The organism is Klebsiella sp. P1927 (genome assembly GCF_018204675.1).
Taxonomy (GTDB): Bacteria; Pseudomonadota; Gammaproteobacteria; order Enterobacterales; family Enterobacteriaceae; genus Klebsiella; species Klebsiella pneumoniae.
The window spans coordinates 2,244,133-2,267,323 of record NZ_CP073377.1 but is presented as its reverse complement, the minus strand read 5'-3'; the positions used below and the strand labels follow the sequence as shown (position 1 = coordinate 2,267,323).

The window sequence follows — 23,191 nt, the reverse complement described above, 5'->3', positions numbered from 1 at the left end:
AGGGTGACGGCGGCGACATATTTTATCAGTTGCGATGTTGCAGCTGGCGCTGAACCTCAATAAGCTCCGCGATCAACTCCCGCGCAAGCATAGAGGTCATTATATGATCCTGGGCATGTACCAGAATAAGATTAACCGGTACTTTGCCACAGCCCTCATCCATACCGATAAGCATGGTTTGTACATCATGCGCGCGTTTTGCGGCATCTGCGGCGTCCTGCATCAGCCTATCAACGTCCTGCCACACTCCTTTTCTGGCGGCTTGCAGCGCCTGCATCGCCAGACTGCGGGACTCACCGGCGTTAATGATGAGTTCCATGACGGTTGCTTCCATATCCATACGGTTTCCCTACTTGTTAAGTGAAGGTTCATCCAGCAGCGCCAGCGCCGCAGCAAGAATTTTATCGCCACGCATCATGCCGTAATCCATGCTATCGATAACGGCGACTCTCTTGCCCACCGCAGCGGCCTTTTTGTTAAATTCTTCGAATTTATATTTGATCTGCGGCCCTAAAAGACAGCAATCGTAATTTGGTAACGTGCGATCAAAATCATCCATTGAAACAGCAATAATATCGACAGCAATGCCTTGCGCCGCGGCCGCTTGTTTCATTTTATTCATTACCATGCTCGTTGACATGCCGGCAGCGCAGCACAAAAATATTTTTTTCATCTTATTTACCTGTTCCTGTAACGTATTATTGATGCTTATCTTTGAGATTTTGGTCTAAAAAATTAATAATAATTTTTGATACTTCAGGCTGATACCACATCAAACCTGCGTGATCCGCCCCTTTCACCACGTAATGGGTGGACGGTATTTTTTTCGCTACCAGCGCCTCGTGTAAAAGCGTTGACTGGCTGGGTGAAACCACATTGTCGGCATCGCCGTTCATTAGCAGAAAAGGCGGCGTTTTATTCGAAATCCAGGTGATAGGATTAGCCCGTTTCGCCTTTTCGGGATAGGCGGAGATCGCGCCACCGCCTTGCCAGGGAATACCATTAACCAGCATCGCCTCTGGTATGGCCGGTGACTGATGCGCTTTTTGAATGACCGCGGAAAAGTCAGCCCCGACTTTCGTCAGATCGGACAGGCCATAGAGATCAACCACCGCCTGCACATCGCTGCTTTGATTTGAATACTCTCCCTGGTCGAATTCCTTATGGCCGCTGGTGGTACCCACCATGGCGGCTAAATACCCACCCGCCGACTCGCCCATCACAGCGATATGGTTGGGATCGATGCCTAATTTTTCAGCATTGGCGCGTAAAAATCTGACCGCCGTTTTCGCATCTTCAACCATGCCCGGGAAAGTCACATTGGGTACGACCCGATAGGTAATGCTGGCGACGACGTAACCGGCCCGGGCAATATCGACCCGCTGACCGATGAATTTTGATTTGGGCGCATCGAGAAAGCCGCCGCCGGTAATAAATACTACTGCGGGTAACGGTTTATCAGCATAAGGCTTGAGCAAATCCATCGTTAACTGGAGCGGTCGTCCCATGATATTTTGCGTAAATGAATAGGCAATATCAGGCACCATCTCGACGGCCAGAGCGCTGGGTTTAATAACGATAGTTTTGCTGTCTGTTAAAGGTGTTTGTGCAAAAGCAGACGGAATAATAAGCATCGTCAGCATAGCAGCGACGTGTTTGTTCATAGGGTAATATCCTGTAGTGATGTAGTAATGATTCAGAACCAGACTTCCATTCGATACCCGACTCGCCACTCCGAGTCTTCCGGCAATAACGTGACCTCTTTGTCCCCGCCTGCGTAGGTAACCGTCAAACTGAGAATCGGCGCGACATACGGTAAAACATCCAGTTGCAGGGCCGGGCCGGCGGCAATTTTGTAGCCGACGCCGCTGGCACCTTCGACGCCATTTTTATTGATAGTGTTATTCACCATGACTTCATACAACATGGAGAGATTTTGGTGATGAATGTTTTGTTTAACGTTTACGCCGGTAAAGATCCCGGTTTCATTTGCGGAACCATAGGTCATGTCCCCCCCCTGAATAACCTGTATCAGGTATAAAGGTGGTTCGGTCAGCAGTTTTTTCACGCTTGGTATATTCATAGATGAAAGCCGGCGAGACGGCAAAATCATCAAATAACGTCAAGTTTCCGTCGGTGGAAAAACGCATTGAACAATCGCCCTCTTCGCTAAGGACGGTAATACGACTGGTGTTCAGATAAGGAGCAATAACCCCTTTACCATACTGTAATTTGACTGTCGATTGTCCCTTTGCCACTCCCCAAAAAGACGGCATGCTGTATTTCGCGGAAAAACTAATTGCTTTCTGCTTGCCAGTGCCCAACGGGTCATCAATTTCTTTAACATAGGTCATACCCAGCTCTGTCTGATCGATACGATAAGCCATATCAACGATGCGCCGCGAGCCTTCTATCGCCTGCGGCGCGGTATCGCTGGACCAGTCGATCTGGTCGGTACCAACGTTCAAATCAAAATTCTTACTGTTATAACCGAGGCCGGAATCAATATGTACTTCTTTGGTATTGTAAGCGAAGATATTAATACGTTGATCGAGGTAACGACGCCCAGCCCAAATGTTTGCGCCCTCGGGAAGAAAAGAGAGCCCACCAAAGCGCCCATAATTCTGTGCCGTTTCTACCGTTTTATCGCCGTAACCCACCATTTCATAGGTGTAATCAGCCCATTGCTCGGGAGAAGCCAGCCCCTGCCATTTTTTAGTGATAGCCAGCGATGTCCAGTAATCGTGCCAGAAACTGTTTCCCAAATCGCCCATTTTGCCACGAGGATCCTGATTAGGTCCGGTGGGATCGGTATGCAACGACATGTTTTTGGGACGGTTTAGTTCGCTCTGAAAATCTCCAGCCACCATGCCATATCCATTTAACTGGAAGCTGCCGTCGTCGCTTAGATTGGCCGCATGGCATAAGGTCGCAGGCAGAAAACATGAGATAACACCTGAAATAATAATTCTGGGGTTCATTCTTCAGACTCCATCGGGTAAGAGATATAAAATAAATAAAATTATTATTTTTATTGCTTATCTGATTTTATTTAAAGAATACCACCCGTGTTATAACCCAGCTTGCCTTTTTATATATCGGTTGTTGCCGATTTTACTTATTACAAAAACATGCAATAGCAGGAACGCTGTGAGCCAATTTACTATTCAGGAGTTCAGATCACGATACTCCTTAATACTCATATTATATTTCTCTTTAAATACCTTATAACAATGCGAGGCGTTTTCATAACCCGTCATATTAATAACATCAATAATAGAGTGATTAGTATGCTTAAGGAGATGGATCAACACATCCAGGCGTTTTTCAACCAACAAATCGCTAAAGTTCTTACCAGTGAAGTCTTTTATCAGTTTACTCACCTTATAATTAGGCTGATTTAAACGACAGGAGATCTCTTTCAGGCTGGCAGTTTTATAATCGGTATCAATATATCTCAACACGGCCATGGCAAGTGATTCATTGTAACTGCCGTTGATATGGTAATCGCTGGCTTGCACATTCGAGAGCAGTTCGGTCATCAACAGTCCCACCAGGAAATTGACGCGTATCTCTTTTAAGTGGTTATTACTGTAGATCTCGCTAATGATGACATGCATAATGTTTTGAATTGCGTCGATTTCCCCCACTTTAAAGTGAATATGCTCTCCATGTTTTTTTCTGCCATTAATTGCTGAAAGGATAAAACGGGAAATGATGTTATTTTCGTCAAAAAGGGACATGAGTCGACCGAAAAATTCGGTCTTAATAATAAAATTGATGATAATATCATTCTGCCCTGCGGCTTCAATTTCGTGTCTGGCAAACTGGTTGATAAGCAGGATCTCCCCCTTACCTAAAGTGAGACTTTCTTCATTAATCTTCTGATGCATTTTACCCTGATATATATAAATAAGCTCGATAAAGCCATGAGAATGCAACGGAATTTTAGTAAATCGGGTCTGCTTTTCAATATGAATGTAGTTGTCTTTGAAAAACCTTCGCTCCATATGGCTTTTGAATTTATGACACAGTTGATAGTTAGCGCGAAGCAGTTCGAGTTCTCTATCGGTATAAGCCAGTAGCTTTTCATGAATATCATGGTGTAACATAAAAGTACCTAACTGGAGCGAACGTTTGGGTATGCACTATCATTACAATAGTACTTTTATCTCACCTGCATCGGTAATGTCATAAAAGTGATGATAGGTATCACAGTCTATCGGCGCAGGTAATTGTTTATTAAGTTGATACACTTTTGGTAATTTAAGAGTGCATTTTTTGAGGTTAAATGGCACTTTGATGACTAATTCTATGCCTTTTTTATAGCGCCGCCAGCGACACTCAATACGCCCTCTGATGGTTTGATGCCAGCAATCCACAAAGTTAATCGTGTCAGTAAAGGATGGACTGATTAAAATAACATCAGCACCAACCGCCTCCTCAGCGACGGTAATGCCGCCCAAAGCCTGAAACAGCCAACTGGAATAAGAACTGAACATCGCATGATTATTCGAACCATTCAGGTTATCACCGAAAAATTCCTTCAATGTGCTGGCATCATTTTTAAGCATTTTCTTGAATCCGGCTTCGACTCTTAACCATTCAAGGATTAATTCATTATGACCATAGCGATGAAATATTTCATAGGCAAAACTTTGGCCAAAAATCCCACAAGTGATAACATTTTGCTCTTTTTTGATGAGATCGATCAATGCATTCAATGAACTCTCGATATCATCACACAAATCGAAGTAGATTGCAAAAACAAAGCTGGTCTGACTGCGATCGGCAAAGCTGCCATCCGTATTCTTATAGAGTGATAAAATTTTCTCTCTAATTTTATTGGCCTTGCCAATATATTTTAGCCATTTTTCTTTAAAGCCAAGATCATCACATATTTTTGCGATAATTAACAAATGATAATAATAGAAACAAGCACTGGTGAAATGGAGAGCTGGCGAGCCATTTTTGTAATTACGCATATCATGAACGCGGCTTCCCCAGTCACCCAGGCAGCAGGTCACCAGGTCATCAAAGTCGCGCATTTCCAGGGAGAGGATCTGCTTCTCAAGAAATGGCAAGCTTTCGGCCAGCAGATTGACATTGCCATAATGTCGATAGTGAATGGCTATCAAATAAGGTAATACCAGTTGCCAGCCCAGGGGGCCCGTTTCCCCGCCGACTCCATTAGTCTTAATTCCCATAAATGGCGCAGTTTCCGTCACACCACCACAGGGACGAATATCATTGATAAAATCAAAGATAGTTTTCTTATAAATAGCGGCAGAGTCAAACTGATACACTTGCGACCGGGCCAACGCGACAATGTCTCCGCCATAGGCGAAACGTTCGCGGGCACAATCCCCGAAGACCGAATGAATGTTATTCAGTTTGGTTCTTTTAGCAACCTCAAAGAGCTTATTTATGTAAGGATCTGAGCAGTAAAAGCCCCCGTTTTCCCTTAGTACTGTATGTACTGAAAGCGCCTGAACGTTGTTTAATTGTTCAATATTAATACCGCTTAACTGCACATAGCGAAACGAATGACAGGTAAAGGCATTGATAAAATGATTCTTCCCACTGCGGCATTCAAAGGCATCCTTCTGCTCCGCCCTCGCCGGTGCTCCAATTCCGCCGTCAATAATCACACCTTCAGTAACCTGTTTGCCGACAAATCCCGCAAGGGTGGAGTCAGTGTTTAGTTCGTAGTTTTCATCAACGTTTTCGCTATAGAGCAGTTCCACACGTTGATTCTCAGACGCGGTAATGGATAAATCGATAAATCCGGTGACGATGGCACCGAAATCAATAATGAATGTCTCTTCGTCTACGACGTGGATATGCTCTGCCCCGAGGGACAACGTATGGTTAATTTTCGGAATAAAACTCGAGACCAGACGGCCTTCAGGCCCGTTGCTCAGCACCACATTTTTCCAGTCAGGCATCAGCAAATCGGTGGTGTTGTCTCCGCGAAACAGTTTCATATCCAGGCGTTCGCCCAAATAGATATTATTGAAGGTATAAGCGCCTTCGCAATATTGCCAGTCGGCATCACTACCGATGATCATTTCGCGATCTGCAAACCTCATATAAATGTCAGCGATGACCTGTGGTTCACCGATGGTTAAGGTCTCTCTCAGGTTATATTTACCAAATAATTTAAGCGGTGCTGGATTAAACCAGCCATCGGCTAGCTCAACAATGACTTCATTTTTCGGCTGATTAATAAACGGCTTTATATTGTAAGTATCATAATAAATAATTTTAGCATAATTTGTCCAGTCAGTATTGAGCTCACCGCGTGTGACCTCTTTACCGTTGATATACAATTTATAAAAACCAAGACCAACAATACTGATATAGGCATCGAGGAGGTCTTCGTCGAGATAAATTTTTTTTCTCATCACCACATTACGTTTACCGCGATAGTAATGAATATCATTAGTGAAGTGATGCCCACCGCTCACCCAGCGGCCAGAAAAATGGCCAAGATTACTGGTTGTAAAACTGTTTCTGAAAACGTTGTTCTCACCATTGTCACCGTGGGTAAGGACTTCTATGGTATAAGAAGTAAAGCTTTGTAACGATATTGCATCGAGAGTGACAATTGTATTATTACCCTCTCTTGCGATAAGAGATACCAGTTCGGCACCTTTATACACTTTTATCGAAAATGACTTTTGAGGATAATTGGTAGACCAGCACACCATAATTGGCAGATGATCGACAATAATGTTTTCCGTTTGGTAATTGATACTTAACATCTTTCCCACCATGGCTAAATTGGCGTTGCTGGCATTTTTTTAAGGAGCATTCAAATGGTATCCGTCTGATTTTCTTCCCGGCAAGCGACAAGATCGGCAGTCTTGAAGAAGAAATACCATCCTGCAAATCGCGCAAAAAGTCCTATAAATTGGAAAGCGGCAATTTTCCAGCTCCCCTGCATAAAACCAGAAATAATGATCGGCATGCCGGCCGGGGTACTCACCCCAGCGACGCGAGGCAATACGCCAATGACCGTTAGATACCATGCAATGCCGAGCATGATGCCATTGATAAAAATATAAGGAATCGCCAGAGTAAAATTCATTACCAGCGGCACGCCATAAGCCATCGGTTCGCCAATGGTGAAGATAGCTGGCGGCAAGGCGATCTTACCGAGCGTTTTATAGCGTGCGCTCTTCGCGAAAAAAGCGAGCATTATAGCCAGCGGCAATAAATCTCCAGCAGCGCCATAAGTCATAAAGAACGCAAAGCCGGTGATGTTGGGTAAGTCGACGCCTGCAGCATACGCAGCAAGCTGCTGGGCATCCATGGCAAACCAGATCGGCGCTACGATACCGAGGGTGATAGCGTGGCCATGCAGCCCAAAAAACCATAGCAATTGCGCAACAACAGCAACAAAGATGAGTGACCAGATTCCGGATCCAAGTGATGTTAGCGGAACCTGGATTAATTTATAAATAATTTCGTGAATGCTCCCATAACCAACGCTGGTAATGACTGCGGAGATAATTGTAAACAGCGTCAGGATGGCGATTCCTGGAATCAATGAAGAGAACGATTTAGAGATAAATTCAGGGACATTTTCTGGCATTTTGATAATCAACCCCTTGCGAGTTATCGCCACGAATATTCGTGTTGAAATTATCGCCACCAGAATGGCGGTAAACAGCCCCATGGGCCCCAGCCATTGGCCAGGGATTGAAAATGATTGCCCTAACGGCCCTATTTCACCGAGATCATACGGCGTTAAAATAAAGAAAGAGATCATTGAAATCAGGCCTGACATGAAGCCATCAACATCGAAATTTTTCGCTAGCGTATAGGCAACGGAGAAAGCGACAATCACGGCTAAAAAATTATTCGTGAAGGTAATCGGGATATCAAAGAAGCGAGTTAAGTTGTGTCGTAACAAAAAATCCTGATATGGAGCAAACGGAAACACTTTAACCAAAGTCGCCACAGAACTCATGATCGTTACTGGCAATATGAGCATCATACCGCTCATGATTGACTTAAGGTAGGTATTTTGACCAATACTTTGCATCAGTTGCAAAGCCTTTTCTTGTACAATGTTGGTATGAGATGACATGTAAACAGTCCGTGATATTATTAGTTTTCAGACATATTCATTTAAGAATTCATATGCCGGCATGACATTAATGCATCATAATCTAACCAGGAAGTCAGCCTAATATATCATTAGGGAGTAATACATATCGGTTGTTGTTAACTTAAATGACGGCTGTTGCCATAGTTAATATTTGTGATGTGTACTGCAGGAGGGATAAAAAATTGTCATTAAGGCTTGTAACTTCTGGACAGCATTAAGCGGCGCCGCAATACCACTTTTACCAACGGTCCAGCATCACCGGGGCTATATTGACACTTTCCCATCAGAGGGGCGTTTAGGCATTTTAGTGACAAGCCGCCAGGTCGGCGGCCCGGCCTCAGCCAAATATCCCCTGCGCCTCGGCGAAGCATTTTTCCGCCAGGGTCGAGACTGGTTCCTGCTGGCGCATAATCAGCGCCAGCTGTGAATCAACATGGGTTTCGGCGATCGGCAGAATTTCAAGATTATCGCTTAGCGCTTCGAGGCCGTTGTTAAGCGGCATAATGGCGCAGCAGATCCCCGCCTGCACCGCCTGGATAATCTGAAACGTCGAATCACTTTCGAAGACATACCTCGGCGTTAGCCCTTTGGCCTTAAAGCTGATTTCAATCGATTCCCGGTAATACATCCCCTTGGTCAAAAAGCCGAGGGGCAGCGTCGCCAGCGTCTCCCATCCCGGCGTCCCGGCGCTGAAGTCGAAATGGCGTTTATCGTGCAGGAGCCCCATCCGGGTTTGCGGCAAGCGAGCAATCTTGAACTGACCTTCATCCAGATGCTGCAGATAACAAATCCCCAGATCCAGCTGATTACGGCTGACGCCATCGATAATCTGCTCCGAGGTCATCGACAACAGGCTGAACTGCAGCGCCGGATATTTCTCCGCCAGGGGTTTAATCAACTGCATCGGATTGAGGCTCGCCAGCGGCACCATACCGACCCGCAGCTGGCCGACCATCTGCCCGCGACAGATGGCCGCCTCTGCCGCCAGGCCGTCATGAGCGGCCAGCACCGCCCGCGCCCAGGCCAGGATCCGCTCTCCCTCCGGGGTAAAACCTTCAAAGCGTTGGCCGCGCTGGATCAGCGTCAGGTTCAGCTCCTCTTCCAGGTTACGAATGCGCATGGAGAGCGTCGGCTGGGTAATATGACAGGCCGCCGCCGCCTGGCCAAAATGGCGCGTCTGATCGAGCGCGATCAAATACTTGAGTTGCTTAATATCCATTCTCTTTCCCGTTTGAACCCCGCCGTTCACCCCCGGGGCCGCGCACAGGTTACCAGAATGTTAGTTTCGCTAGCGATAAATTCAAGCGAGGACACCACGAGGTGCTGCGGGGCGCAGGACGGCGCGACGCCGCTCTGCGCTATACCTTTTTAGCGCCCGCCGGCCAGCGGACGGATCTCTTTCGAGCGCAGCGTCAGACGAACGGGAACCGACTTATATGAAGGGGTGCCGCTCTCTTCATCGAGATAGTTCAGCGGCACCAGCACGTTGGCTTCCGGATAATAGGCGCCGACGGTGCCCGGCGCAATGCCGTAGGCCACCACCGTGATATCTTCCAGCGTCAGCGCGCTTCCCGGCAGCGCGGTATGAATATCTACCCGATCGCCATGCTCCAGACCCTGGGCGGCCATATCCTGCTCGTTCATAAACAGCACGTCGCGGCGGCCAAAGACGCCACGGTAGCGGTCATCCATCGCGTAGATGGTGGTGTTGTACTGGTCATGACTGCGCAGCGTCACCAGGCGCATCACGTCCTCACCCTCCACCACCACGTTCTCATGCACACCTTTAAATACCGAGAACATGGCTTTACCGGTGGCGGTAGGCCAGATGCGCTCGGTCGGCGGCAGCGGCATGCGGAAGCCTCCAGGATGGCGAATGCGCTGGTTATAATTCTCGAACCCTGGAATGGTCTGTTCGATCAGATCGCGAATGCGATCGTAGTCTTCCACGAGGTACTGCCAGTCCACTTTGCTGGCGGGCAAGGTGGCCTTCGCCAGACCGGCGACAATCGCCGGCTCCGAGCGCAGCATCGGCGAGGCGGGCTTAAGCTTGCCCGACGAAGCATGCACCATCGACATCGAATCCTCGACGGTGATCGACTGCCGGCCGCTGGCCTGCAGGTCAAGCTCGGTGCGGCCCAGACACGGCAGAATAAAGGTCTCTTTCGCCGTCAGGAGATGTGAGCGGTTGAGCTTGGTGCCGACGTGAACGCTGAGCTCAAGGCCGCGCATCGCCGGGAAGGCGCGTTCGTGGTCCGGCATCGCCACGGCGAAGTTGCCCCCAAGGCAGATCAGCGCTTTGGCATCGCCGGCGATCATGGCCTCCAGGGCCTTTACCGCATCGTGGCCATGATGCCGCGGCGGCGTAATCCCCATCACCCGCTGCAGGCTGTCGAGGAAAGCCGCGGAGGGTTTTTCGCTGATCCCGACAGTGCGGTTACCCTGGACGTTCGAGTGACCGCGCAAAGGACAGATCCCGGCCCCCGGCTTGCCGATATTGCCGCGCATCAGCAGCAGGTCGGCAATCAGACGCACGTTGGAGGTGCCTTTGTTATGCTGGGTGATGCCCATACCGTAGGTGACGATGGTGGCCCTGGATTTGGCGTAAGCCGCCGCAACCTGGGTCAGGGATTCGCGCGTCAGGCCAGACTCCTGTTCGATGTCCTGCCAGCGGGTGGCGTGGAGGTCATCGGCGAAGGCGGTGAATCCCTGGGTATGTTGGGCAATAAACGCGTGGTCGAGCACATTGCCCTGCTCCTCCTCCAGCTGCAGCAGCGCTTTGGCGATCCCTTTCAGCGCCGCCGCGTCGCCGCCGGCCCGTACCTGGTAGTAGGTCGAGGCGATCGGCGTCGAGCGCCGGGTCGCCATCTCCATTACGTTCTGCGGATCGGCAAAACGCTCCAGCGCCCGTTCACGCAGCGGATTGAAAACGATAATCGGCACGCCGCGGCGGGATAGCTCATGCAGGGTGCCCATCATCCGCGGGTGGTTGGTGCCCGGATTATGGCCGATGGAGATCACCAGCTCGGTCTGGTCAAAATCGTCGAGGGAGACGGTGCCTTTACCAATGCCGATCGACTGTGGCAGGCCCACGCTGGTGGATTCATGACACATGTTGGAGCAATCGGGGAAGTTGTTAGTGCCATACTCGCGGGCAAACAGCTGGAACAGCCACGCCGCTTCGTTGGAGGCTCGGCCAGAGGTGTAGAATTCAACCTCATCCGGCTGCAGGCCGCGGAGGATCTCGCCGATACGGGCGAAGGCTTGCTCCCACGCCACCGGGCGCAGGGTATCGCTGTCCCGGTCGTAAACCAAAGGATGGGTTAAGCGGCCGTAGCCCTCCAGTTCAAAATCGCTTTTTGCCAGCAGGGAAGATACGGTATTTGCCGCGAGGAATGCGGGCGTCACCCGTTTGGTGGTCGCCTCCCAGGTCACGGCTTTGGCGCCGTTTTCGCAAAACTGGAAGGTCGATTTATGTTCTTTATCCGGCCAGGCGCAGCCCGGGCAGTCAAAACCGTCCGGCTGGTTGGTACGCAGCAGCGTGGCGGGCGCCTCAAAGGCATCCATCTGGGTGCGCACGGCGATGGCCGTGGCCTTCAACGCGCCCCACCCGCCTGCCGGACCGTCATAGGGGTGAACACCGGGAACCGCGCGTCTTTTATTGGTCATCTCTTTACTCCTGCTGCTCTGTTCTGGCTGTCTCTAGCCGAAAAAGGCGTACGACAACCCCGGCGACGAAGCGTGAATCGCATTGCGTCACCTGAAAAGAATGCTGTTTCTCAAGGATAGTACGATGGGAAAGCGTAGGTACTGCGTTTGTTAACTGAATAATAACATACACCACAATTCTGTATAATTGATGTTATCTATCAGGTGTTAAATTTAACTTATTTGCAAATTTTGCGGTTTTCACCGCGGTGCTGTGACGGATAAATTGCTACGGAAAGTGATGACCGGGCAGCGAAACCGCCCGGTGGGCCAGGCTCAGGTCAGATTGAAGTAACGGTCCGGACGCAGCGTCTCCGGCAGCGGATGCTGACCGGTCATGTCGAGCAGATTGCGCTCGATGGTATTGCACATCGCGTTCAACGGCAGGTCATTGGCTGCGGTGCCGAACGGATCTTCCAGCTCTTCCGCCAGCGAATCCCACGATAAAAAGGTGTAAGAGATAAAGACCGAGACAAACGGCGTCATGTAGTGCAGATCGCCGACCAGGGCGAACGGCAGCAGCGTACAGAACAGGTAGACGGTACGCTGCAGGATCAGGGTATAGGCGAAAGGCACCGGGGTGGTGGCCAGCCTTTCACAACCGCCCAGCACGTGCGCCAGCTCGTCGAGTTTGTTGTCCATCAGCCCGTAAGTGATGTCGCTGAGCTTGCCCGCCTCCCGCAGCTGGCCAATTTCGTTGCCGGCCAGCAGCAGGATCCGGTTGGTGGGCATTGAGCTGGCGAGGATCTCCGTCACCCTCTCCTCCGGTAGCAACCGCCGCAGGTCAGCCGTCGGATCGGTTTTGCGCAGCTGGTGCTTCAGGCTCCAGCTAAAGGCCACCAGATAGCTGACGATGCGGCGATGGGCATCGTGTTCCGCCGGCAGGATATTGCGCAGCTGACGCACCAGCGTGCGTTCGGCGATAAGCACCGTCCCCCACAGATTGCGCGCCTCGACGAAGCGGCTGTAGCTGGCGCTGTTGCGAAAGCCGAGGAAAATCGCAATCGCAATCCCCAGCAGGCTGAACGGCGCCACGGTTAAGTGGATCCCCAGCTGTTCGTACCATTGATAGCTGATAATGGCGATGATCGACATCAGCACATTTAGCAGCAGGCGAAAGATGATTTTCGACAGCACGGAGCCGTGCCAGTCAAATAGGCGAAGAAACCAGTGTTGTTCTGGCCGAATGATCATTGTCTGACTTCCTGAATTACCGCTCTGGTCATTATCTCTGAATACAGAATAGAGATTATCTATGAGCCGATTGGTTTATTTTATCGTTAACTGCGATGGGCAGATCTGCGCCATTATTTAGCGATGGTAATGGCGTTTTTAGTATGGGCCTTTTTTATATTTCAGGCAATCAATGCGCCAGCAATAATGGCTCAGAAGAAAAAATAACCGCTGAGCCAATTCATTTTTCCGCTTATGCTACCGGGTGTATCAGACCGCTTTCGTCAACCCCTGCGCTTCGCAGGGATCGAGATGCACCATCACATTAAGCACCGGATGCTGCGCCAGCACCCGCTCCCGCGCGTGATGGGCAATCTGATGCCCTTCGGCTACCGACATCTCGCCAGCCACCTCGAGATGGACATCCACCAGCACCAGATCCCCCGCCTTACGGGTTTTCAGATCGTGGAGGCCCGCCACGCCCGGCGTGGTTCGCAGCGTATCGGCGATCGCCTGCTGCATCTCTTCATCAACCGCACGGTCCATTAAATCATGCAGCGCGCTGACGGCGAAACGATAGCCCATGCGCGCAATCAGCAGCCCCACCGCCAGCGCGGCGAGCGGGTCGAACCAGGCGAACCCGGCCAGATTACCGATAATCCCCAGGGCCACCACCAGGGAGGATGCGGCGTCAGAGCGGGCATGCCAGGCATTGGCGATAAGCAGCGACGAATTCAGCCGCCTGGCGGCCGCCAGCATATAGCGAAACAGCCCCTCCTTGACGGCCAGCGCCACCAGCGCCATCCACAGCGCCGCGCTGTGCACCGGCGGAATAGTTTGCGGTTGCGCGAGATGGCCCGCCGCGGACCATAGCATGCCACCCCCGACGAGCAGCAGCATCGCGCCGATGATTAGGGAGGCGCCGTTCTCATAGCGCCAGTGGCCATAGTGGTGATCGTGGTCAGACGGTCGACGGCTCTTTTTATTCGCCATCAATACCACGCCATCGGCGACCAGATCGGAAAAAGAGTGCATTCCGTCAGCAATTAATCCCTGAGAGCCGGAAAATATTCCCACGACTACCTGTAAGGCAGAAAGGAAAATATTAACCACCACGCTTACAAGGGTACTCTTTCGCGCCTGCACCGAACGCTCATGATATTTATTATCATTTTCAAAATTATGTTGTGTCATTATTTCTCTCCCTTTGTGAGCGAGAAGAATAAACTGACAAACTGAGTTTATGCTTAACAATATAAAAGCCATTGCCTTGCCGTTTAACGATATCGCGGCGGTCGGTAATGACTATTTACTGTATGTGCCGTTGGAACGCTGCAACCTTGCGCCTATGAACTATCTTTTGAAGGGTGGCCACAGGTCGGGCCACTTTAGCTTAGCCACCACAGGAGTCAGCGATGTCACATAACAAACCATCCCGGCTGCGTTTCGCCATTAATCTGGGCAATGCGGTCCTGGCCCATCTCGGGGAGACAGGAAAGCCAGCGGGCATCACCGTCGAGCTCAGCCATCGGCTGGCGACGCGCTGGGGCGTCAGCGCCGAATTCGTTCCCTATCCTGCCGCGGGTAAAGTGGTGGCTGACGCCGGTGGCGAGCACTGGGATATTGCCTTTCTGGCCATCGATCCGGCGCGGGAAGCCACCCTGCGCTTTACCTCGCCCTATATCACCATCCAGGGCACCGCGCTGGTCAGCGTTGATTCGCCCTGCCAGAGCGTGGCCGACATGGATCGCCCGGCAACCACCATTAACGTCGGACAAAACGCCGCATACGATCTATGGCTAACCCGCCATCTGCAGCACGCCAGCCTGCATCGCCTTCCCTCTTCGCAGGAGGCAATCGACGCCTTCCTCGCCGGTGAAGGGGATATGGTCGCCGGTATCCGCCAGCCGCTGGAGGCGACAGCCCGTCAGCACGCCGGGGTGCGGGTACTGGCGGATAATTTTACCGAGATCCAGCAGGCCATCTGCGTCGCCCGGGCGGACGTGGACCGTTTTCACGCGGTAAACGACGCGCTTAGCGAGTGGCGGGCGGATGGCAGTCTGCTGGCGCTGATTGCCGGTCACCTGGGCCAAGCGAACTGAATCACGCCTCCGTCATCCGGCGCATGGCGCAATGCCAGGCGCCGTTGCGTACCGAGGCGCGCAGTACGCGGGCCACGCCATGCACCATCAGGCGCGTCGTGCGCCGCTGCAGCGGCGTGAGCGACAATCCCAGCATCTCCTGCGCCCATTCCGGCAAAAGGTCAATTCCTGCGTTCATCATCACCCGGCCGACCGGCTGGCTCATCCGCCCCGGCAGACGGGTGGAGAGCAGCACCTGAGCTACCTCCCGGGTACGTTCGTCGCAGCGCAGTCGCGGGCGCATCGCCTCGAGATAGTCCGCCACCTCCTGCGGTGTCTGAGGGATATCCCGAGCCCCCAGCCGCCGGGCGATTTCCGCCGACTCACGAAAATAGTCCTCCTGGCGCTCGGGACTGACCACCGTCCGCTTGTAGCGCAGGTGGGAGGCCATAAAGCAACTGCACTCGGCGACGTGCACCCAGGTTAACAGCGCCGGGTCGCTCGCCTGATACGGGGTTCCGTCCTTATCCACCCCGGCGATCCGCTGATGGATCCCCTGTACTTTGGCGATTAGCCGTTCGGCGTCGGGGGTAGTGGCAAAAGTGGTGGCAGAAATAAACTGGCTGGTGCGGCGCAGGCGACCCAAAATATCCTCGCGAAAACGAGAGTGATCCCAGACGCCGTCCAGCGCCAGAGGATGCAGCATCTGCAGCAACAGCGCGCTAATGCCGCCGCAGAGCATCGAGGTAAAATCGCCGTGCACCTGCCAGATGGCCGACTGGGGACCAAACAGCCCCGGCTCTCCTTTGGGTCGTTCAAAGTCGATCTCTTTTAGCGCCATGCCGGTCAGGCCGAGCACCTGCGCCTCGATCATCCGGCGAATGCCGATCATGATGGTATCCCTTACGTGCAACTAAAGGACAAAAGATACCACTGTTGGACAGCATTGGGAGAGATATTGCGGAAAGAGTGCCCGCAGCACGCGGGCACGACGGCTTACGGATTCAGCTGGTAATCGAGGGTAATGTTGGCCTTCAGCACCTGCGATACCGGGCAGCCTGCTTTCGCTTTCTGGATGATCTCATCGAACGCCGCCGGAGACACGTCCGGCAGGACGATCTGGCTTTGCAGCGCGATATCGGTAATCGCAAAGCCGCCGTCGGTTTTATTGAGGGTGACCACTGCGGTAGTGTCAATGGACGTTGCGGTATATCCCTCTTCGCTGAGCATCAGCGACAGGGCCATCGAAAAGCAGGCGGCATGTGCAGCGCCGATCAGCTCCTCAGGGTTGGTGCCCTTCACCCCCTCAAAACGGGTGTTAAATCCGTAGGGCTGCTGGCTCAGCGCCCCGCTTTCTGTCGACACGGTGCCTTTGCCATGCTTCAGGTCGCCTTCCCAGTGCGCTAGCCCTTTCTTATGAATCGCCATTTGATTCCTCCTGTAGTGATGTCGAACAAAAAGTATAGTGCGTGATGCCGAAGCTGCGTCTTTTTGCAGCCTCTGGCCCCCACGTTCCCCTGGTTTTCGTGTCGTTGGTGAGGCAGGGTGACGCTATCGGCCATCCTGCGGATGCCAGGGATCGGATTTGTCATCCTTGCTGTCGTCCCGTTTACGCGGAACTTCGCCCTGCTCTCCGGGCGCCTCACGGGCAGGTTGCTTACCGCGCTCTTCGTCTTGCGAGTGAGAAAAGGTGCTCATATCGACGTGCTCCGCTTACTTAGGCGACTGCTTGAGCAGACGATCGATTCGCACGACCGGCGGCGTCATTTTGCGATCCAGACTGCCGTTGATATTGACCAGATCGTCTGGCTCTACGTGTTGTTCGTTAAACGCGGCGACCGGGATAATAACGGTGATGGTGCCGCTTTTATCACGAAACTGATAACGGTCATCTCCCTGCCGCTTGAGCAGATTGCCGCGCAGCGAAACGGTCGCGCCATCGTGCATGGTTTTCGCCTGCTCAACGGTCATGATCCGGCCATCCTCGACGCCGCGATAGCCGTCATCGAGTTTGTGCGGCGGCGGCGGCGCGGCATCCTGGCTAAACCCTCCCTTATCGTCCGCCTGCGCGACACCTACGGCAAACAGACATGCCATGGCCAATGCTAGTTTTTTCATCATGCCTCCGTTTTTTGCTGACGATGAGAATAAAGCCTGGCTGATGCTGGCCATTTTTACAAAGTCAATTGTTCTGATATCGTCTAATATAAGAATGTCCTTATCGTTACGCTCCTGGCGAAACGAAACGCGGGGAAAATATTAATGATTAAGAATCAACAGCCTTGTCCTATCGTCGATGAGAATGAACGCTCCTTACGCTTTGAATATCGTTTCCGCCGCTATGGGATAATTGTTTTGAGTCTCATCATTCTTACCGCGTTAAGCGGCCTGTGGTCCTCCGGTTATTTCAGTGAAGCACACAGGGAAACTAGTGGAGGCGAATTAAGCGTCGATTATCAGCGCTATGCCAGGCTGATGAGTGAAACCGAGTTTAATATTCAGATTAAACCGGATACGGCCAGCGACACCATTATCAGCTTCGCCGCCCCGTTATTAACCCGCTACCAGATCGGTGATATCCGTCCGCAGCCGGATAAAATGTATAGCGCCGACGGGAAATTACATCTCGTCTATCAGCGGTCGACCCCGCCTTCACCGATATCTGTGTGGTTAGCCGTTACCCCAAAAACGGCCGGTAATATCTCCCTGCAGGCGGTAGTTAACGATCGCTATTCTGTAACCTGGCAGCAGTTTGTCTATCCGTAGGAGTCGCTATGGAAATGGTCCTTAGAGCCGCAGCAATCTATCTGATCCTGTTGATTATTTTTAAGATTGCCGGCAGAAGAACCCTGATGCAATTAACCAACTTTGACCTGATACTGTTGCTGATTATCAGCGAAGCCACCCAGCAGGCGATGCTCAGCACAGACTATTCGGTTACCGGGTCGATGCTGACTATCGTCACCCTGGTTAGTATTGATATTTTGTTCGGCTATATTAAGAAAAAATTTGCTCAGGCAGAAAATTTTCTCGATGGTACGCCGGTTATCGTGGTGGAAAATGGTGCTGTCATCGACGAGAAGATTAAGCTCGTCAATATCTCTGTCGATGATATCCTGCTGGCGGCCAGGCAGCACCATGGCATTTATGAATTGAAAGCGATCAAATTCGCTATTCTCGAGCGTAACGGCCAGATATCCATTATTCCTGAGCAGGAATAGTATCGGCTTCGCTATTTATCACGCTCCGGTTGTTTATCACCTGATTCCGGAGCGCGAGTGGCGTCATCCTCTTCTTTTTCACCGTTAACAACGTTCAACATTAACATTTTTCCTCCTCGCTGGTTGTCAGGGATCCTACAAATTATAGAACGCCTTCGCCGAAGTATGTAGGATCTGCCGAAACTAACCAGGAGATGCCGCCTGATTCACATTGCGCTTATTCCAGGATATTTCCCACCTCGTCATTGCCATTGGTGAGAAATAATTAACCGATCCGTACAGTCAATATTGTGAAAGCCAAAACATAATGAGGTCACTATGTCTGTGATGGTTATTACCGGTGGAACCGCGGGAGCGGGCAAAGCTACCGCGCTGCGTTTCGCCCGCGCTGGATATCACGTGGCGCTGATCGCCCGAGACGAAACGGGTTTGCAGGAGACGCGACAGGCCTGTGAACGGTTTGGCATTAAAACGCTGGCTATTAGCGCCGATGTCGTCGATGCCGGGGCGCTGCAGCGCGCCGCCGCCGAGGTGGAAACCACCCTCGGGGCAATCGACGTCTGGATCAACAACGCCATGACCACCGTGCTGGCGCCCTTTCGTCAGATGAGCGAGGAGGAGTTTCGCCGGGTGACGGAGGTGACCTATCTCGGGTACGTGAACGGCACCCGCGCGGCGCTGGAGGTCATGATCCCCCGGGATCGGGGGGTGATTATTCAGGCCGGCTCGGCGCTGGCCTGGCGTTCAATCCCACTGCAGTCGGCTTACTGCGGAGCGAAAGCGGCGATCCGCGGCTTTACCGATGCCGTGCGAACCGAACTGATGCATGAGAAAAGCCACATCCAGTTGACCATGGTGCAACTGCCGGGGATGAACACCGCCCAGTTTGGCTGGGCGCGAAACAAAATGGATCAGGCCATGCAGCCGGTGCCCCCGGTCTATCAGCCGGAAGTCGCCGCCGAGGCTATTTACAGCGTCATCCAGCGCCCGGTCAACGAGCTGTGGGTCGGAAAAAGCACCATCCAGTCGATCCTCGGCCAGGTCTTCTTCCCTCGCCTGCTCGATCGGCTGATGGTGAAAAAAGCGTGGGAGGGACAGTTTACCGGTCAGCCAAAGTCGTCAGACCAACAGGACGACCTGTTCACGCCGGTGCGCGGCAATCATCCGGGCCACGGCCCCTTTAACGATGGCGCACGGCGTAAAGCAGTCACCATCAGCGCCGATCTCCCGGGTAAAGTCGCCGCCGGCGTCGGGGTAGCGGTGGCGACGATGGCGCTGCGGGCGTTGTTCCGTCGTTCCGGAAAACGGCGCTAACTCAGGCTGCGGCTGAACCAACGGTAACCATACCCGGAGAGTGCCAGCCGCGCATCTTTCCCGCCGTGCAGCCCATCCTGATAGAGCTTATCTTCCAGAATTGGGCTCCAGTAGCCCTCGGCCAGCGGCGGGAGCAGGACCTCTACCGCCTGCTGGCTGCAGTTGGCCAGCATCAGTACCTCCCGCGATTCGCTGCGATAGAGCAAGCCCAGCACCGCGTCGGGCTTTAGGGTAAGGAGAGTAAAAGGGAGGGATCCCGGTTCAGTATATTCCGTGCGCGCCAATACCATATTGCGTACCCGATGCAGCAGCGACCTGGGATGGCGCAGCGCCGTTTCAACATTGATCCGTTGGTAGCGGAACCGCCCGCTGGCCACCGGTTTTACCGGCAAATCATCCCGCGCCGCCCGGGAAAAGCCGGCGTTGGCCGCGGCCGACCACTGCATCGGCGTTCTGACCGCGTAGCGCTCCGGTAAGGAGAGATCGTCACCCATGCCAATCTCGTCGCCATAGCGCATCACCGGCACGCCGGGCAGCGCCAGCAGGATAGCATGGGCTAACGCTATGCGTCGGGTATCGCCGTCCAGCATCGGCGCCAGTCTTCGGCGTACGCCGCGCTGGTAAACGGACATCGATTTATCAGGGGCAAAGGTGCGGATAACCTGGCGCTTGTTGCGCTCGCCAATCCCCTCAAGATCCAGTTCATCATGGTTGCGCAGCCAGTTGACGAAGCAGCACCCGTCCGGCGGGGTCACCATCGCCTGCAGGGCCTTCACCACCGGCGCGGCGCGCTGCTGCGCCAGGCTGAGGTAGAGGTATTTGTTAAGCCAGAAATTAAGCACCATCTGCAGCCGATCGCCCTGGCCGAAATAATGACGGTAATCTTCTACCGCGACGTCCACTTCACCCAGGAGTATCGCATCGGGATTGAGGCGCTGTACAACCTGCCGGAGATGGGTCAGCAGCGGGTAGCCGCGCGTCTCGTCGCCCTTTCCGGCCTGCTTGACCAGATGTGACGCGGCATCGAGACGAAAGCCAGACACCCCAGCCTGCAGCCAGAAGGTGATAATGTTTTCGATTTCAGCGATCACCGGCGGATGGGCGAGATTCAGGTCGGGCTCGTGGTGATAAAACATGTGGCGATAATATTGCCCAGCCTGTTCGTCCCAGCGCCAGACGCTCTCCTCAACGCCGGGAAACATGGGAGGATCGTCGTTTTCCGGCGGCCGATCGGCCCACAGATAATACGGCCGCCACGGCGACCGGGGATCGCGTCGCGCCGCCTGGAACCACGGGTGCTGCGCGGAGGTGTGCTGGATCACCAGCTCAACGATCACCCGCAGTCCCAGCTCGCGGGCGCGGGCAATCAGCTCAATCACGTCAGCGATAGTGCCGAACCGCGGATCGGGCTGCAGATGATCGCTGATATCATAGCCATCATCCTGCAGAGGAGTGAGATAGAACGGAGTCAGCCAGAGCACCGTCGCTCCGAGGCTGCGAATGTAGTGTAGCTTTTGGCGAATGCCCGCGAGATCGCCAAAACCATCGCCATTGGCATCATAAAAGAGCGAACTGTCAACCTGATAGATGACCGCTCTGTGAAACCACTCTTCCCGTTGCATCACTCTCACCTCGCGTTCTGCCCGTCCCTGTCAGCCGCCTCAGCGCGATCCGGACCCCGCCCTGGCCTTCGCGCGCGGTTTGCCGACAGGCGATACGGGATTGCGTTCCGCTGGTAGCATCCTGTTCGCTACCGCGTCCACCAGCGCCTGCTGCCTGGCGGTTAATACCAGCGGAACCTGTTCCTCGGCGGCGAGGAGCGCGATGGTTTGCCGTTTGACCATAGCGTTCTCCGGCGGCTTAATGCCCGGCCTCAACGCCAGGCATATCGGTATCCATAAGATATTGCCCGGTCAGCGCTGGCAGATAATGGAGCAGCCAATCAGCCATTCCTCTCTCTTCAGCCAGGATACCCTCCAGTGTATGCATCGCGCTGTGGTCGCCTACTCTTTTCGCCGCCGTTAATAAAGCGGTATAGCAGGCGACCTCAAAATGGGCAAAAACGTAGGCAGTGATAATCACTTTAATAACCTCATCACCGGGCAGCATGATGCCAATGGTCTGTCCTAACGCCGCCACCCGGCTCATCGCATCCTTCAGCGCGGAGCGGGAAATATGGTTGCGGGCGATGATATCCTGCAGGGCGGACAATTGCCGTCGGGTTTCATAGAGATGTTGTTCAAGGCGGGTGCGTAACTGCGGTTCATTATCGAGGCGTCTGATGGTGGCCACCAGCAGCGACTCAGCCTGTTTTTCCATGGCATGCGCATCGCGAAGCCAGTTGTGATAATTTTCGATATCCGTCATATACACCTCTGATCATTAACCTTTTATTTTGACGTGGAATCTTCACTCTCTTCCGCCGCCTGGTCAGCTCGCGCTGCGCTATATCCGGATAAATGGCCAACAATATTGGCATAAATACTGATGAGAATGACCCACAGTACGCTGTCTTTCCACCAGATTAACGAGGGTATCGCCAGACCCACCCACATAACGGCGGCGACAAGATGACAGCGCTTAATAAACACTGGCGTCAACTTCATTTTATTACCTTAGGACCGAACAATATTGAGCGACCATTTTATCGACGCTCTGACCGCTGCGTCAGGCGCTAAACCTTACGCTGAAAATGTCTTTCTTTTGCCTAAGCATAAAAAAGAAAACAGCGTTGCGTATTGTCCCGTTCCGTTATTTTCTGTCTTTACCGTCCGGCTAATTTATTGCCGCTGCGGCCGTCTTTAATTGCTAGTGATGCGGCGATTTCCTCCTCACCTTTTAGTTTCCCCACATCGCGGATAATGAATGTCGTTATAGATAAATAAACCCTGAATATGCAGAAACCTGCGGACCATCTGGCCCACAGGTTTTGTCTCAACGCCGATTTGTCGGCGTCACAGCTCATCAGTCGCTAGCTGTCACCGGATTTACGACCGCCGCCATGACTGTTCTTACCACCCTTCTTACCGGCTTCGGATGCACGTTCAGGATCATTTTTAAAGTTCCCGCCGCTGTGCTGTCCGCCTTTACGCCCGGCTTCGGATGCTTTCTCACGATCTTCTGCAAAATTACCTGAACCGCCTCTATGCTCTGCCATAATTTTCACCTTTGGTTTGATCAATATCGGTTGGTAAATGGAAAATGACCCTGTTACAAATCATCGCCCTCGATATCTAACACTAGAGGAATGCCTGCAGGAGTCAAATTAATTTCAGATACCCATCCGCGCACTGACAAAATAAAGCTTTACTAACGAAGCGGTAAGATAAAATATACCTCACACAACTCCTTTATTTGACGTAGGTTATGTTCACCGGCGGGTAAAACAGAAACGTCCAACGGCCGTTTGTAAAAAAATGCAAACGATTTAATGAATAAATATTTCTTTATCCCGCGGAACACAACCCCAGGAATATTACCCCTAAAGAGGTATTACTTTATAGACCATGGTTTGCGAATGAACATCTTCATCGTTTATTCAGGCAGCACCTTCATCGTAACTTGAGAAAAAGATC

25 protein-coding genes and 1 pseudogene are annotated in these 23,191 nt (G+C 52.4%); 5 read left to right on the top strand and 21 right to left on the bottom strand.

Going from position 1 to position 23,191, the window contains the following annotated elements; genetic code table 11:
- Window positions 1–25: 25 nt before the first annotated feature.
- The 12 genes and pseudogenes from KB892_RS11475 to KB892_RS11425 form a co-directional block, all read right to left on the bottom strand.
- Window positions 26–340 (bottom strand): PTS lactose/cellobiose transporter subunit IIA, encoded by a 315-nt coding sequence (locus tag KB892_RS11475; protein WP_004180041.1) that lies wholly within the window; start codon window positions 338–340, stop codon window positions 26–28.
- A gap of 9 nt (window positions 341–349) precedes the next feature.
- Window positions 350–673 carry a PTS sugar transporter subunit IIB gene (locus KB892_RS11470; RefSeq protein WP_004180042.1) on the bottom strand — a complete coding sequence of 108 codons (324 nt, stop codon included), beginning with the start codon at window positions 671–673 and terminating at the stop codon, window positions 350–352.
- Window positions 674–708: 35 nt separating this feature from the next.
- A pseudogene (locus KB892_RS11465) lies at window positions 709–1,664 on the bottom strand (alpha/beta hydrolase fold domain-containing protein).
- 32 nt (window positions 1,665–1,696) lie between these two features.
- Window positions 1,697–2,008: a hypothetical protein gene (locus tag KB892_RS31115; RefSeq protein WP_014343097.1), complete on the bottom strand. Its 312-nt coding sequence runs from the start codon at window positions 2,006–2,008 to the stop codon at window positions 1,697–1,699.
- Window positions 1,986–2,981, bottom strand: a complete 996-nt coding sequence (locus KB892_RS11460; RefSeq protein ID WP_014343098.1) for a carbohydrate porin — start codon at window positions 2,979–2,981, stop codon at window positions 1,986–1,988. The genes KB892_RS31115 and KB892_RS11460 overlap by 23 nt, the downstream gene beginning before the upstream one ends.
- Before the next feature lie 186 nt (window positions 2,982–3,167).
- Window positions 3,168–4,112, bottom strand: coding sequence for an AraC family transcriptional regulator (locus KB892_RS11455; RefSeq protein WP_004180047.1), 945 nt, complete (start codon window positions 4,110–4,112; stop codon window positions 3,168–3,170).
- Window positions 4,113–4,154: 42 nt separating this feature from the next.
- The gene (locus KB892_RS11450) at window positions 4,155–6,767 is read right to left on the bottom strand and encodes a family 78 glycoside hydrolase catalytic domain (protein ID WP_014343099.1); all 2,613 of its coding nucleotides are present in this window, start codon (window positions 6,765–6,767) and stop codon (window positions 4,155–4,157) included.
- Between the two features lie 50 nt (window positions 6,768–6,817).
- Window positions 6,818–8,053 carry a PTS sugar transporter subunit IIC gene (locus tag KB892_RS11445; RefSeq protein ID WP_014343100.1) on the bottom strand — a complete coding sequence of 412 codons (1,236 nt, stop codon included), beginning with the start codon at window positions 8,051–8,053 and terminating at the stop codon, window positions 6,818–6,820.
- Window positions 8,054–8,456: 403 nt separating this feature from the next.
- Window positions 8,457–9,338, bottom strand: a complete 882-nt coding sequence (locus KB892_RS11440; protein ID WP_002906016.1) for a LysR family transcriptional regulator — start codon at window positions 9,336–9,338, stop codon at window positions 8,457–8,459.
- Between the two features lie 149 nt (window positions 9,339–9,487).
- Complete coding sequence (locus KB892_RS11435; protein ID WP_004200021.1) at window positions 9,488–11,788, bottom strand: FdhF/YdeP family oxidoreductase; 2,301 nt, start codon at window positions 11,786–11,788, stop codon at window positions 9,488–9,490.
- A gap of 315 nt (window positions 11,789–12,103) precedes the next feature.
- Window positions 12,104–13,021: a bestrophin family protein gene (locus tag KB892_RS11430; RefSeq protein ID WP_004148478.1), complete on the bottom strand. Its 918-nt coding sequence runs from the start codon at window positions 13,019–13,021 to the stop codon at window positions 12,104–12,106.
- A 249-nt stretch (window positions 13,022–13,270) separates the two neighbouring features.
- Window positions 13,271–14,194: a cation diffusion facilitator family transporter gene (locus tag KB892_RS11425; protein WP_004200022.1), complete on the bottom strand. Its 924-nt coding sequence runs from the start codon at window positions 14,192–14,194 to the stop codon at window positions 13,271–13,273.
- A gap of 49 nt (window positions 14,195–14,243) precedes the next feature.
- Between KB892_RS11425 and KB892_RS11420 the strand changes: the two genes are divergently transcribed.
- Together KB892_RS11420 and KB892_RS11415 are read left to right on the top strand one after the other, a co-directional pair.
- Window positions 14,244–14,426: a hypothetical protein gene (locus KB892_RS11420; protein WP_004143707.1), complete on the top strand. Its 183-nt coding sequence runs from the start codon at window positions 14,244–14,246 to the stop codon at window positions 14,424–14,426.
- Window positions 14,416–15,102, top strand: a complete 687-nt coding sequence (locus KB892_RS11415; protein WP_004200024.1) for an ABC transporter substrate-binding protein — start codon at window positions 14,416–14,418, stop codon at window positions 15,100–15,102. Before KB892_RS11420 ends, KB892_RS11415 begins: the two co-directional genes overlap by 11 nt.
- 1 nt (window position 15,103) lies before the next feature.
- Here the strand turns inward: KB892_RS11415 and KB892_RS11410 are convergent, their stop codons facing one another.
- From KB892_RS11410 to KB892_RS11395, 4 genes are all read right to left on the bottom strand, one after another.
- The gene (locus KB892_RS11410) at window positions 15,104–15,973 is read right to left on the bottom strand and encodes an oxygenase MpaB family protein (RefSeq protein ID WP_004200025.1); all 870 of its coding nucleotides are present in this window, start codon (window positions 15,971–15,973) and stop codon (window positions 15,104–15,106) included.
- Window positions 15,974–16,077: 104 nt separating this feature from the next.
- Entirely contained in the window at window positions 16,078–16,509 is a 432-nt protein-coding gene (locus KB892_RS11405) for an OsmC family protein (protein ID WP_002906030.1), read from the bottom strand.
- 123 nt (window positions 16,510–16,632) lie between these two features.
- Window positions 16,633–16,779 (bottom strand): hypothetical protein, encoded by a 147-nt coding sequence (locus KB892_RS11400; RefSeq protein ID WP_002906033.1) that lies wholly within the window; start codon window positions 16,777–16,779, stop codon window positions 16,633–16,635.
- Window positions 16,780–16,794: 15 nt separating this feature from the next.
- Window positions 16,795–17,199, bottom strand: a complete 405-nt coding sequence (locus KB892_RS11395) for a YdeI family stress tolerance OB fold protein (protein ID WP_002906035.1) — start codon at window positions 17,197–17,199, stop codon at window positions 16,795–16,797.
- Window positions 17,200–17,343: 144 nt separating this feature from the next.
- On the opposite strand from KB892_RS11395, the gene KB892_RS11390 reads away from it, so the two are divergent.
- From KB892_RS11390 to KB892_RS11380, 3 genes are all read left to right on the top strand, one after another.
- On the top strand, window positions 17,344–17,847 hold the full coding sequence (locus tag KB892_RS11390) for a hypothetical protein (protein WP_004151247.1): 504 nt from the start codon (window positions 17,344–17,346) through the stop codon (window positions 17,845–17,847).
- Window positions 17,848–17,855: 8 nt separating this feature from the next.
- Complete coding sequence (locus KB892_RS11385; protein ID WP_004148482.1) at window positions 17,856–18,302, top strand: DUF421 domain-containing protein; 447 nt, start codon at window positions 17,856–17,858, stop codon at window positions 18,300–18,302.
- Between the two features lie 318 nt (window positions 18,303–18,620).
- Entirely contained in the window at window positions 18,621–19,616 is a 996-nt protein-coding gene (locus tag KB892_RS11380; protein WP_004151245.1) for an SDR family oxidoreductase, read from the top strand.
- On the opposite strand, the gene KB892_RS11375 is transcribed toward KB892_RS11380, so the two are convergent.
- The 5 genes from KB892_RS11375 to KB892_RS11355 form a co-directional block, all read right to left on the bottom strand.
- Window positions 19,613–21,238 (bottom strand): alpha-amylase family protein, encoded by a 1,626-nt coding sequence (locus KB892_RS11375; protein WP_004184169.1) that lies wholly within the window; start codon window positions 21,236–21,238, stop codon window positions 19,613–19,615. The two genes, KB892_RS11380 and KB892_RS11375, sit on opposite strands and share 4 nt — an antisense overlap.
- A gap of 39 nt (window positions 21,239–21,277) precedes the next feature.
- On the bottom strand, window positions 21,278–21,460 hold the full coding sequence (locus KB892_RS11370) for a hypothetical protein (protein WP_004143715.1): 183 nt from the start codon (window positions 21,458–21,460) through the stop codon (window positions 21,278–21,280).
- 16 nt (window positions 21,461–21,476) lie between these two features.
- Window positions 21,477–21,983 carry a ferritin-like domain-containing protein gene (locus KB892_RS11365; RefSeq protein WP_004151243.1) on the bottom strand — a complete coding sequence of 169 codons (507 nt, stop codon included), beginning with the start codon at window positions 21,981–21,983 and terminating at the stop codon, window positions 21,477–21,479.
- A 23-nt stretch (window positions 21,984–22,006) separates the two neighbouring features.
- Complete coding sequence (locus tag KB892_RS11360) at window positions 22,007–22,222, bottom strand: hypothetical protein (RefSeq protein WP_004143717.1); 216 nt, start codon at window positions 22,220–22,222, stop codon at window positions 22,007–22,009.
- Between the two features lie 365 nt (window positions 22,223–22,587).
- Window positions 22,588–22,773, bottom strand: coding sequence for a con-10 family general stress protein (locus KB892_RS11355; protein ID WP_004143718.1), 186 nt, complete (start codon window positions 22,771–22,773; stop codon window positions 22,588–22,590).
- Between the last annotated feature and the right edge of the window lie 418 nt (window positions 22,774–23,191).

Coding starts and splice junctions, on each gene's coding strand:
- KB892_RS11460 (WP_014343098.1), bottom strand. CDS start 2,981: ATGAACCCCAGAATTATTATTTCAGGTGTTATCTCATGTTTTCTGCCT.
- KB892_RS11430 (WP_004148478.1), bottom strand. CDS start 13,021: ATGATCATTCGGCCAGAACAACACTGGTTTCTTCGCCTATTTGACTGG.
- KB892_RS11370 (WP_004143715.1), bottom strand. CDS start 21,460: ATGGTCAAACGGCAAACCATCGCGCTCCTCGCCGCCGAGGAACAGGTT.
- KB892_RS11365 (WP_004151243.1), bottom strand. CDS start 21,983: ATGACGGATATCGAAAATTATCACAACTGGCTTCGCGATGCGCATGCC.
- KB892_RS11380 (WP_004151245.1), top strand. CDS start 18,621: ATGTCTGTGATGGTTATTACCGGTGGAACCGCGGGAGCGGGCAAAGCT.
- KB892_RS11445 (WP_014343100.1), bottom strand. CDS start 8,053: ATGCAAAGTATTGGTCAAAATACCTACCTTAAGTCAATCATGAGCGGT.
- KB892_RS11435 (WP_004200021.1), bottom strand. CDS start 11,788: ATGACCAATAAAAGACGCGCGGTTCCCGGTGTTCACCCCTATGACGGT.
- KB892_RS11395 (WP_002906035.1), bottom strand. CDS start 17,199: ATGAAAAAACTAGCATTGGCCATGGCATGTCTGTTTGCCGTAGGTGTC.
- KB892_RS11355 (WP_004143718.1), bottom strand. CDS start 22,773: ATGGCAGAGCATAGAGGCGGTTCAGGTAATTTTGCAGAAGATCGTGAG.
- KB892_RS11450 (WP_014343099.1), bottom strand. CDS start 6,767: ATGTTAAGTATCAATTACCAAACGGAAAACATTATTGTCGATCATCTG.
- KB892_RS11420 (WP_004143707.1), top strand. CDS start 14,244: ATGCTTAACAATATAAAAGCCATTGCCTTGCCGTTTAACGATATCGCG.
- KB892_RS11455 (WP_004180047.1), bottom strand. CDS start 4,112: ATGTTACACCATGATATTCATGAAAAGCTACTGGCTTATACCGATAGA.
- KB892_RS11390 (WP_004151247.1), top strand. CDS start 17,344: ATGATTAAGAATCAACAGCCTTGTCCTATCGTCGATGAGAATGAACGC.
- KB892_RS11360 (WP_004143717.1), bottom strand. CDS start 22,222: ATGAAGTTGACGCCAGTGTTTATTAAGCGCTGTCATCTTGTCGCCGCC.
- KB892_RS11410 (WP_004200025.1), bottom strand. CDS start 15,973: ATGATCGGCATTCGCCGGATGATCGAGGCGCAGGTGCTCGGCCTGACC.
- KB892_RS11425 (WP_004200022.1), bottom strand. CDS start 14,194: ATGACACAACATAATTTTGAAAATGATAATAAATATCATGAGCGTTCG.
- KB892_RS11400 (WP_002906033.1), bottom strand. CDS start 16,779: ATGAGCACCTTTTCTCACTCGCAAGACGAAGAGCGCGGTAAGCAACCT.
- KB892_RS11405 (WP_002906030.1), bottom strand. CDS start 16,509: ATGGCGATTCATAAGAAAGGGCTAGCGCACTGGGAAGGCGACCTGAAG.
- KB892_RS11375 (WP_004184169.1), bottom strand. CDS start 21,238: ATGCAACGGGAAGAGTGGTTTCACAGAGCGGTCATCTATCAGGTTGAC.
- KB892_RS11470 (WP_004180042.1), bottom strand. CDS start 673: ATGAAAAAAATATTTTTGTGCTGCGCTGCCGGCATGTCAACGAGCATG.
- KB892_RS31115 (WP_014343097.1), bottom strand. CDS start 2,008: ATGACCTATGGTTCCGCAAATGAAACCGGGATCTTTACCGGCGTAAAC.
- KB892_RS11385 (WP_004148482.1), top strand. CDS start 17,856: ATGGAAATGGTCCTTAGAGCCGCAGCAATCTATCTGATCCTGTTGATT.
- KB892_RS11415 (WP_004200024.1), top strand. CDS start 14,416: ATGTCACATAACAAACCATCCCGGCTGCGTTTCGCCATTAATCTGGGC.
- KB892_RS11475 (WP_004180041.1), bottom strand. CDS start 340: ATGGATATGGAAGCAACCGTCATGGAACTCATCATTAACGCCGGTGAG.
- KB892_RS11440 (WP_002906016.1), bottom strand. CDS start 9,338: ATGGATATTAAGCAACTCAAGTATTTGATCGCGCTCGATCAGACGCGC.